8 protein-coding genes are annotated in these 9,765 nt (G+C 50.0%); 3 read left to right on the plus strand and 5 right to left on the minus strand.

The genetic code is table 11. From position 1 onward, the window contains the following. Nucleotides 1–561: 561 nt before the first annotated feature. The 3 genes from ACKI3C_RS07895 (at nucleotide 562) to groL (ending at nucleotide 3,087) form a co-directional block, all read left to right on the plus strand. Nucleotides 562–1,017: an Lrp/AsnC family transcriptional regulator gene (locus ACKI3C_RS07895; protein ID WP_407403780.1), complete on the plus strand. Its 456-nt coding sequence runs from the start codon at nucleotides 562–564 to the stop codon at nucleotides 1,015–1,017. 140 nt (nucleotides 1,018–1,157) lie between these two features. Further along, nucleotides 1,158–1,427 (plus strand): co-chaperone GroES, encoded by a 270-nt coding sequence (locus tag ACKI3C_RS07900; protein ID WP_407403782.1) that lies wholly within the window; start codon nucleotides 1,158–1,160, stop codon nucleotides 1,425–1,427. Between the two features lie 25 nt (nucleotides 1,428–1,452). Further along, complete coding sequence (gene groL / locus ACKI3C_RS07905) at nucleotides 1,453–3,087, plus strand: chaperonin GroEL (protein ID WP_407403784.1); 1,635 nt, start codon at nucleotides 1,453–1,455, stop codon at nucleotides 3,085–3,087. A 280-nt stretch (nucleotides 3,088–3,367) separates the two neighbouring features. On the opposite strand, the gene ACKI3C_RS07910 is transcribed toward groL, so the two are convergent. The 5 genes from ACKI3C_RS07910 to ACKI3C_RS07930 all read right to left on the minus strand — a co-directional run bounded on the left by ACKI3C_RS07910 (nucleotide 3,368) and on the right by ACKI3C_RS07930 (nucleotide 9,514). After that, nucleotides 3,368–3,742, minus strand: coding sequence for a hypothetical protein (locus ACKI3C_RS07910; RefSeq protein WP_407403786.1), 375 nt, complete (start codon nucleotides 3,740–3,742; stop codon nucleotides 3,368–3,370). Between the two features lie 86 nt (nucleotides 3,743–3,828). Next, a complete protein-coding gene (locus ACKI3C_RS07915) occupies nucleotides 3,829–4,365 on the minus strand; it encodes a hypothetical protein (RefSeq protein WP_407403788.1) in 537 nt (178 codons plus the stop codon). A gap of 279 nt (nucleotides 4,366–4,644) precedes the next feature. Beyond that, the gene (locus tag ACKI3C_RS07920; protein WP_407403790.1) at nucleotides 4,645–6,126 is read right to left on the minus strand and encodes a dockerin type I repeat-containing protein; all 1,482 of its coding nucleotides are present in this window, start codon (nucleotides 6,124–6,126) and stop codon (nucleotides 4,645–4,647) included. A 71-nt stretch (nucleotides 6,127–6,197) separates the two neighbouring features. Next, nucleotides 6,198–8,606 (minus strand): Ig-like domain-containing protein, encoded by a 2,409-nt coding sequence (locus tag ACKI3C_RS07925; protein ID WP_407403792.1) that lies wholly within the window; start codon nucleotides 8,604–8,606, stop codon nucleotides 6,198–6,200. Between the two features lie 20 nt (nucleotides 8,607–8,626). Beyond that, nucleotides 8,627–9,514, minus strand: coding sequence for a hypothetical protein (locus ACKI3C_RS07930; protein WP_407403794.1), 888 nt, complete (start codon nucleotides 9,512–9,514; stop codon nucleotides 8,627–8,629). Nucleotides 9,515–9,765 lie beyond the last annotated feature (251 nt).

Here is a 9,765-nt window from a genome sequence, read left to right on the forward strand (position 1 = left end):
TCGTAAGAGCTCATATACGATGCTTTGACCATCCGAAATGGAAAATCTTGCATCACCCCAAATTAACCTGCCGACTCGGGATTGACTCTCGATGAAGCAGAAATGTCTAACTTGAATGCTACTTTTTGTAGCGGAATCATATATATATTTTCAATGAAATAAATCAGTGAGTTCAGTGAGATCCGCGCGGGGAGTTCCATTGGTGAATAGTTACTATTATATAATGAGAAATTGCGTTGATGCGGTTGAAAAAAATAGCGGCCATAATGGATCACTCCAAATGGTCGCTTCGTGTCTTTGGTATTTTTTCTGTAAAGCCCTATTTTATGATCTTGTGACCATAAAGTGAAACAATCGCTTTTCTATCAAGGCTGTTGTTTCGTGATTAATAATTTTGTGCCCTAATTTGTAATGTTATCGCAAAGTTATATAATTTTTAAAAAATGTACAAATAATTTGAAAGATTCAGAAAAAAAAACTAAATTTGCCATGAAAATCGTATAGGAATAGTTTGTTTATTCTGTCGGACGCCTATTATTAAGGAAAAAAAACTTTGCAAGTATGGACCCCATTGATCGTAAAATCCTGGAGTTGCTTCAAGCCGACTCCACGCTCACCACAAAGGAAATTGCCTCTCGTGTTAATCTCTCGGTGTCTCCTACATTTGAACGTGTAAAACGCTTGGAAAAAGAAGGTTATATCACCGGTTATGTGGCTCTGGTTAACCCTTATAAAGTGGGTAACGGGCTGATTGTGCTATGCAACATCAGGCTCAAGCAGCATAGCAAGACGATGAGCAATGAGTTTGTTGAGGCTATGAAAAGCTTTAACGAAGTGACCGAATTGTATAATACCAGCGGTGACTATGATTACCTCATGAAACTCTTTGTGCGCGACATCCATCATTATCAGGACTTTGTTCTCAACAAGCTGGGAGAGATCACCTCGATAGGCCAGGTGCACAGCGTGTTTGTGATAGGGCAGGAGAAGCATTCCACTATCGTGCCTGTGGTGTGACACTGGGTGACAAATTGACGTGTGAGTTAGGCCGGAAAGGCTTTGGCACAAAATGTGCATATTGGGTTGTGTCGCAAGGCACGCTGTTGCTGTGTGGCTGATTGACGAAACAATAACATTTAAATATAAAAAACGATATTATGACAATTAAACCTTTAAGTGATCGAGTACTCATTGAGCCTGCAAAGGCTGAGGAAGTTGTGGGTGGTATTATTATCCCCGACAGTGCTAAAGAGAAACCTCTCAAGGGCGTTGTGCGCGCAGTGGGCAATGGCACCAAAGACGAGGAGATGGTAGTCAAGGCTGGTGATACTGTGCTTTATGGCAAGTATGCTGGCACCGAGATTGAAGTCGATGGCGAGAAACTGCTGATGATGCGTCAGAGTGACATTTTGGCAATCGTAGAATAAAAAATGACATATTATATATAAGGTTATGGCAAAACTGATAAAATTTGATATTAAGGCCCGCGAAGAGCTCAAAAAAGGCGTTGACCAGCTGAGCAATGCTGTTAAGGTTACACTTGGTCCCAAGGGACGCAATGTGATTCTAGACAAGAAATTCGGCGCTCCCCACATCACTAAGGACGGTGTGAGCGTTGCACGCGAGGTAGAACTTGAGGACGAATTCCAGAACATAGGCGCACAGCTCGTCAAGGAGGTTGCGTCAAAGACCAACGATGATGCCGGCGACGGAACAACAACTGCTACCGTGCTTGCACAGGCAATCGTGAACGAGGGTCTCAAGAATGTGGCTGCCGGCGCTAACCCCATGGACGTGAAGCGTGGCATCGACAAGGCTGTCAAGGTGGTTGTTGAGGCAATCAAGGAGCAGTCTCAAGAGGTGGGCGACGACTTCGGCAAAATCGAGAACGTGGCTCGCATCAGCGCAAACAATGACGACGAGATAGGTAAACTCATTGCTGAGGCAATGAAGAAAGTGAAACGCGACGGTGTGATCACCGTTGAGGAGGCAAAGGGCACCGATACACACGTTGACGTGGTTGAGGGTATGCAATTTGACCGCGGTTACATCTCTCCTTACTTTGTCAACAACACAGAGAAGATGGAGTGCAACATGGAGCGTCCCTATGTGCTCATCTATGACAAGAAAATCTCAGGCCTCAAGGATATTCTTCCCTTGTTGCAGAGTGCATTGCAAGAGCACCGTCCCATGATCATCATCGCCGAGGACGTCGATGGCGAGGCACTGGCATCGCTGGTTGTTAACCGCATTCGCGGTTCGCTGGAGGTGTGCGCAGTCAAGGCTCCCGGATTCGGCGACCGTCGCAAGGAGATGCTTGAAGATATCGCAATCCTGACAGGCGGTGTTGTGATCAGCGAGGAGAAGGGTCTCACGCTGGAGAAGGCCACACTCGACATGCTGGGCACTGCCGAGAAGGTTACTGTGAACAAGGAGAACACTGTGATCGTCAACGGTGCTGGCGACAAGCAGGCTATTGCCGACCGCGTTGCTCAAATCCGTACACAGATTGAAGTTACCAAGTCAACCTACGACAAGGAGAAACTGCAAGAGCGTCTTGCTAAACTTGCTGGTGGTGTGGCTGTATTATATATAGGTGCTCCCAGCGAGGTAGAGATGAAGGAGAAGAAAGACCGCGTGGACGATGCATTGAGCGCTACACGTGCCGCTGTTGCCGAGGGTATCGTGCCTGGTGGCGGTGTTGCCTACATCCGTTGCGTTGAGGCTCTCGAGGCCATGAAGGGCGACAATGACGATGAGACCACTGGTATCAACATCATCCGCCGTGCTATCGAGGAACCCTTGCGTCAGATCGTGAACAATGCAGGCCTTGAGGGCGCAGTGGTTGTCAACAAAGTTAAGGAAGGAAAAGGCGACTTTGGTTACAATGCCCGCACCGATAAGTATGAGAACCTCTTCGAGGCTGGCGTTATCGACCCTGCCAAGGTTACTCGCATCGCACTTGAGAATGCGGCCTCGATCGCTGGCATGTTCCTCACCACCGAGTGTGTTATCGCCGAGAAAAATGAGGAAATGCCTGCTGCAGCCGGTGCTCCTGGCATGGGCGGCATGGGTGGCATGATGTAATTCTTTGCAACACAATGTTATCACGGGCACTGGTTGATTCCAGTGCCCGTTTTTGCGTATATGGCTATACAACAATCAGGGCAACCGCCTCAAAGTTGCATTCAGTCCGCAGGACAATACCTTTGACTCAACTTTAGCTTTTATAATAAATGATGCTAATTTGTTGTCCGGTAGGACAATATCTAAATAACCCCCACCGCCGAACGAAGTGGCGGTGCGGTTATAGGTAAACCGCAAAAATGCGTCCAGCAGGACGCTAATTGGAGCAAATAGGTGAAACTCAAATGGTTCCATATGCTAAAGTTGAGTTATAGACAAACACCTCGGTGCTCTCCTCTACTTGCGACAGGTCTGTACCCTTCATCTCGTCGCCCACTGTGGGAGCAGTGAAAAGGGTAATGTTATACTTCACCAAGTCGTTTAACGCCTCCACATCAAGCGTGTAGTCGGCTTGGGTAGTGGTGAAGAACATCTGTTCAAAGTGCTTGGCAGCATTTTCTTCCTCGATGAGGCTTTGGTTGGCAGTGTTCACTTTGAGTATTGACTTGCCGTCGTTCTTTAAATTAAGTCCCAGTTCGCCGCCGGTGTAATCTACCGTTAACTTATAGAGGGTGTTACCCTGCAACGGCATTGCCAGCGCGCCTGTGCCACCCATTGTCACGGCCTCGCCCTGGGCTAGTTCGCCTGCAGGATTGGCAATGGCATTGATTTCAACCTCATTGGCTGTGCAGGTGAAGTTGTTTATCGCATTGATGGCATCGTTGATGGCCTCCTCGTTGAGGTAGGTCGATACATCACTGCCTCCTTGGTTCCGAGCGTCTTGTTGAATCCAAAGTAATAGGTAACGTCACGCGAGGGCTTTGAGCTGCTCACGGTTACCCTCTTGTACAGATTGGGCACCGCCATGCTGTAACCATCGGACGGAGTTCCTGCCAGGATCAACGTTGACGGCACGTCGGCATCGTCGCTTGCAGTGATAGTGGTGGTATATTTCACACCGAAAAGGTTGGTCTCGGTAAGATTGTCAGTGATGCTGACATACTTCTCTGCACCGGCCTGCTTCACATTGTAACCACCCTCAACAAGAGTAACCTCCCACAGTTGAGGTGCGGCATTGGCTCCGTCGAGCAACCCCCTGCCTAACCAGGTGCCTTTGCCCTTATTCATCACATAAAACTCTCCTCCCTGCATAGGGTCGCTGCCAGCATACTCGGCCGCACACACAGGGATAAGCATTAAACTCATTACGAGCACAAATGCAATTCGTAACTTACTCATAAAAATAAAGACTTGAAATTTCTAAAATACCAGCAATAACTAATTTTCTTTCAAATTCAGTTTAGACTTGGCACAAAATTTTCGGCAAAGTTAGCACACGCCCGAATTATACACAATGCTTTTTTTTTAAATTTTTAACTAAAAATTTTTCACATCCGCTTGATACTTAACAAATACCACATGCCACTTAATTACAAAGAATAACAAAAAGGTATGCCGTGATGAGTAACACCCCACCACGGCACACCTTATATTATGCAACCTCAAAAGGTCCTATCTTTACAGTCCCAGCACGAGATTAATTATCGCATTCACGTCGGCCACGTCGTTAGCGCCGTCACCGTTGATGTCGCTGCGGCCATTGTATCTGCTGGCATCGTCCAGACCCAGGACCACGTTAATGCAAGCATTCACGTCGGCCACATCCACTGCACCGTCACCGTTCACGTCACCCTTGGCAACAGGGGCGTCTCCCTTGCCCCAGGTGAAATCGTCGATATAGTAAGTTGCCGAGCAATCGATGCCACGCGGCGCAGTGAAGCGGAAACCGATGAAGAATGTATCGGCCACCTCCTGGCCCGTGAAATCAAGGACATAAGGATACCATGTGCCGCTCTCGTCGGCGGTGCAGGGTATCTGCATCTCGATGGGCTGGATGTAGAGCGCACCGTCGGCCATGTCGATATAGCACACCTCCATGAGATAGCTGTCGTCGTTGGTAAGGAACTGACCCATCAGGCGGAATGTAACTTCCTTGCTCACAGCATCCTTAAAGTTGAGTGCAGGGCTCACGAGAAGCATTGAGCATTCCTTGGCAGCACCAGCAGGCACCTTGCTGTCATAGCATGTCACCTTGGCGCAATAGTCGGTTTCAGTGACCTCGGGATTGGCGGTCTCCACCTCGAATCCGTAGCCCCACCATGCGCGGGTACCGGTCATCGCAAGGTTTTTCCAGCCTTCCACTGCAAGGGGTTTATTGCGTGCCACGCCATCAAACGAAGTGCTGTACTGCACCAGCGCATTGTCTGTGACTAGTGGCAACTCGTCTCCTTCTTTTGCCTCGGGGTCATCTCCGCCGTCACCTGCTGTGCCAGTGATGTTGATAGTCACAGGAGTCGCTTCAAGCGCGCTGGCGGTGATGCTTTCGTTGTAAGTGCCGTTGACCTTGGGGGTGAAGGTGATAGTGATTGTAGCAGTGCCGTCCTTCATGAGCATCGTGTTGCTGATAAGGAAGTTGCCAGGCGATTTGCCGTCAACCTTGAGCGCACCATAGTCGGGCAAACCCGTGGTAATGACCTTGATGCTCTGCTGCTGGCGTTCGCCCGCCTTGCACGCAAAGGGAACAAGGCTGCTGGCATCAATAGTTATTGTGGGCGGATTGGCAGGGTCGATGCACACGCCGTTGATAGCATAGCCGCAGTTGAGCTCGGCATTGCTGCTCTCAAAGTTGATGCGTCCGGTGTGCTTGCCCACCGCTGTCGGGGTATAGCTCACAATCACGTCGGTAGTGCTGCTGCCCACAGGTATCTGCTCGACATTTAACCCGAACATGCGGCCTTGTGACCCGGTCATATAGACATATACGGGAGTTTGAAGGTCAGTAGCTGTGACAGTGTATTTCACATATTCCACCGTTGTGCCTTTAGCAACCGATGTGCCAGTGTAGAGTTTCTCGCTTGCGACTTCAAGCGATTCGGCATGAGCCGCAATGGGAGCAATCACGGTAATAACCGCAGCAAGGAAATTCAAAAATTTTTTCATCTAATCTTGTTTTTATCAATTATAATTATCCCGAGTAACCCATAGTTAGGATTACCCAGGACAAACGTTTATCAATGCTTTACAAGTACCTTATGTGTTGATGCAAGGCCGTTTACATAGACCTTCATCACGTAGGCACCGCTTGCAATTCCGCTCACGTTGACGTAGTTAGCAGCGTTGCGCACCATGAGCTTGCCTTGCAGGTCGTAGAGTTCCACTGCCTGGATGTAATGGTCGGCAGCAGCAACGAGGTAGTCGCTGGCGGGGTTGGGACCCACAGTCACGCCATCAAGTGTCATATTTTCTATACCTGAATACTCGCCACGCTTCATGTTGATATCGTCAACGAGGAGTGTGCCGCTCTTGCCCATCACATTAGCCTTGTCACAAGTGAGCTTCAAGCCTTTAAGCTTGTAATCACCCTTGTCAAGGTTAACAGGCACGCACACATTGCGCCAGCCGTGGAAATCGAGCTTGCCCATGGGCACCTCTATGGCTGCGCCAGAGGTCACAGGCTCAAGAACTGCCGCAATGTCATTGCAACTCAAGTCGCCCCACAGCTCAACGTAGAGCGTGTCACAGCCTGCCAGAACAGTCTCGGGAACCTCGGCAAAGTTGAGGTCGATCTCCTGGTCGTCCATGTCGCCGAATGCATACTTGAGTTGCAGCGATTTAGTGCCGAGTATCTTGGTAGTTGATGCTGTGAGTGCAGCCGATGAGAAGATACCGTCAACCTTCATCACGTCGGCAGTCTCGATAGCCTTCACCAGTTCAACGCCTTCGGGCTGAACAGCAGCGTCAACAGCAGTGAACTTGTAGCTGATGGGAGCAGTCAAGTGGATGCCCACTGTGTCACACACGTCGCGGTCGATGTTGAGGGTATAAATTTCACCCACATTGAGGCTACCGGTGAGAGGTATGCGAATGTAACCGTAGGCGTCGCCCTTCTTGTTGTTCTTGAGACTGCGCTTATTGACGCCCACCTCGTTGCCGTCCTTGTCAAGAACATGGAAATAAGTGTAGAGGTTGAGCGAGCGAAGCAATGAGTCGGCACGGAGTTCTACGTTCACGCTCTGATAGTGCACTGGATCGCCCTCCTTGGGGAAGATGGCGATGGGATCCAGGTGGTTGCGTTCCTGGGTCTTGAACTTGAGCGAGAAGTCTTTTTCCATGGGAGTGCCGCCGCCATGCTGCGCGCTCTTGCCGATGGTCACAGTGTATTCGGTGTTGATGTCGTAGGCATCGTTGGGAGTGAAAATCATGCGGTAGTTGGTGTCCTCCCAAGTGAATGTGCCGTCAACCGCGGGGGTGATGCTGAATGCTGCTTCGGTCGATGCCACGTCCATGTCCCAGTTGAAGTTGATGACTATGGGTTCGTTGCACAGCACGGGAGCATCGCCGTCGTTCCACACAGGGCTGTAAGAAACAACCTCGGGAGGTGTGAGACGCTGGCGTTTCATGTCGAAGTTACAATAGACGGGAGCGCCTTCTGGCACCTCAACCTGCTTCGACACGGTGAAGTGCTCGGCCTCGCTGGCTTCGACGGTGTAAGTGCCGGGAGTGACATACTTGAAGGTATAGATACCGTTGTTCTCGTTATCGGTTGTGGTACGGGCCACCTCGTTGCCACTAGCATCAAGCAGGCGCACAGTGGCGTTGTTGATCGACTCGCGCACATCCACGCCGTGCATCACAAATGTGTTGGTGCGCAGGATGCGGTCATCACGCAGGCAGCCTGTCAGGATACCCGTGTTGAGCACGCTCTCGCGACCAAAGTATTTGTCGGTGGCAAGGGCAACGTTGTAGCCTTCCACCCAGCAATAGCCGTCGTTATTCAGACGCTGTGCCTCGGGAATATAGTCATGGAACGAACCCTCCTGAAGCATCGCGACCGATTTGTTGCCGCGCAGCACGCCCAGACCCTGGTTATTCCAGTCGGGGTAGAAAGTCCAGTCGCCATAGATAGCATAGTTAGAGGTCCACACTGTGGCCTTGTTGGCATAGAGGAACGGCTGTAAGATTGCAGTGAGTTCATCGCTATGCTCCACGATGGGCTGACCGGTGTAGCCACGGTAGAGGCCCAGCGGGAAGTTAATGCGGTAACCATCGCCGGCACCAGTGGCATTGCTGTGCAGCGAGAAGAACACGTCGGCGCCGGTAGCGTTGCACAGTGCAACGATTGTAGAGAGATTCAAGTCATCCTCTTCCTCATTGCGCACACGTGAGATTGCCGTCTTGTAGCCTTTCTTTTTAAGCACCTCTTGCAGGGCAAAACCTTTCTTGAGGCTGGCGTTTGACTCCCAGAAACCTGTGGTATCACCTGCCACATGGCCAGGTACCACCACATTGCGGTCATTGCTGGTGTGACCGCCATGGCCAGGGTTGATATAGACGATGGGCGTCTTTTGAGCCGCCGCGTTGTTTATTCCCAGTACTGCAGCCAGCAGCACAAGAATCGATGTAGTTTTAGTCTTTTTCATAGAGCTGTTGCAGTTTTGAGTTATTCTGTAATGTTAATTTGCATCATGTAAAGCAATCCGTCGATAGAGCTATATACCACTTTGCCTGCGGCTGCGCTGGGTTGCATTGACATTGATGAGGGTTTTGTGAGTTCGTGCTTGAACGAACCGTCGGCCTTGAGAAGCATGATTTGCGACGATGTGAACTGGTGACCGTCGTCCTTGGTGTTCTGTGCCACGATATAGTCGTTGTTGAGCCAAGAGGGCATCTCATAGTTGCCCAGCATCTTGATCACATTTCCTTCAAGGTCCATCACCACGATGCCCTTGCCTGCGGCGAAAAATGCCACACGGCTGCCGTCGGGCGACAGCGACGACCACAGGTAGCCCACCGACTCCACAGGAGAGAACGAGCGGTCCTTGCCATTAACTGTCACATGAACAGTAGCACCTTCGGTATAGACTGCGGTGCCTATCTTGCTGCTCGAAGCAAATGTGCGAGACTGCGCCTTCAGAGCCACGCCACGAGTCGCCTTCATGGGCAACACTGCCCCATGCTGTGCCTCAAGCACAACCTCATTGCGGCAAGACTTGACGTCATAAGAATAACCGGTGCGGTAGAGCATATTGTCGTCACGGCGTTCTGCTGTAACATAATACACCTTGCCGTCGCCGCCGAAGAATGCATCTTGTCCCACGCCGGCTGCATCACTGATGCGCACAGTCACATCATCATTAAAGTCATAAAGTTTCAATCCAGGATTCTGAATAGTAGAGTACAGCATCTTAGACCCATCGGCACTCAAAACGGGGTAAAACGCTGGTCCCTCAACGTCCTTGAGCAGTTGCTTGTGCTCCACCACCGTCACCTGCTGGGCGCCAGCAACCAACGCCACGCCACCAAGGATAGTAAGTAGAATTTTTCTCATATTAATAGTATATTGAAGTTAATAATTTACTAATCCACAAAGGTAACAATAACCCTTTAAATTTCCAAAAGGATTAAGACTTTTATTCAAAAGAAAAGAAAATTAGGACTCTCTCCCATCCCCTCAACTCCTCTCCCATCCTCTCCAGTCCTCTCAAGTCCTCTCCCATCCTCTCAGGTTCTCTCCCAGTCCTCTCAATTCCCCTCTATTCCCCTCTATTCCTCTCTATTCCCCTCTCAACTCTTCCCTCT

The sequence above is a fragment of the Sodaliphilus sp. genome, from assembly GCF_045598405.1.
GTDB lineage: Bacteria > Bacteroidota > Bacteroidia > Bacteroidales > Muribaculaceae > Sodaliphilus > Sodaliphilus limicaballi.

What these genes read in the sequence shown, in the direction of transcription:
- ACKI3C_RS07895 (WP_407403780.1), top strand. Translation starts at nt 562, where the DNA reads ATGGACCCCATTGATCGTAAAATCCTGGAGTTGCTTCAAGCCGACTCC.
- ACKI3C_RS07900 (WP_407403782.1), top strand. Translation starts at nt 1,158, where the DNA reads ATGACAATTAAACCTTTAAGTGATCGAGTACTCATTGAGCCTGCAAAG.
- groL (WP_407403784.1), top strand. Translation starts at nt 1,453, where the DNA reads ATGGCAAAACTGATAAAATTTGATATTAAGGCCCGCGAAGAGCTCAAA.
- ACKI3C_RS07910 (WP_407403786.1), bottom strand. Translation starts at nt 3,742, where the DNA reads ATGGGTGGCACAGGCGCGCTGGCAATGCCGTTGCAGGGTAACACCCTC.
- ACKI3C_RS07915 (WP_407403788.1), bottom strand. Translation starts at nt 4,365, where the DNA reads ATGAGTAAGTTACGAATTGCATTTGTGCTCGTAATGAGTTTAATGCTT.
- ACKI3C_RS07920 (WP_407403790.1), bottom strand. Translation starts at nt 6,126, where the DNA reads ATGAAAAAATTTTTGAATTTCCTTGCTGCGGTTATTACCGTGATTGCT.
- ACKI3C_RS07925 (WP_407403792.1), bottom strand. Translation starts at nt 8,606, where the DNA reads ATGAAAAAGACTAAAACTACATCGATTCTTGTGCTGCTGGCTGCAGTA.
- ACKI3C_RS07930 (WP_407403794.1), bottom strand. Translation starts at nt 9,514, where the DNA reads ATGAGAAAAATTCTACTTACTATCCTTGGTGGCGTGGCGTTGGTTGCT.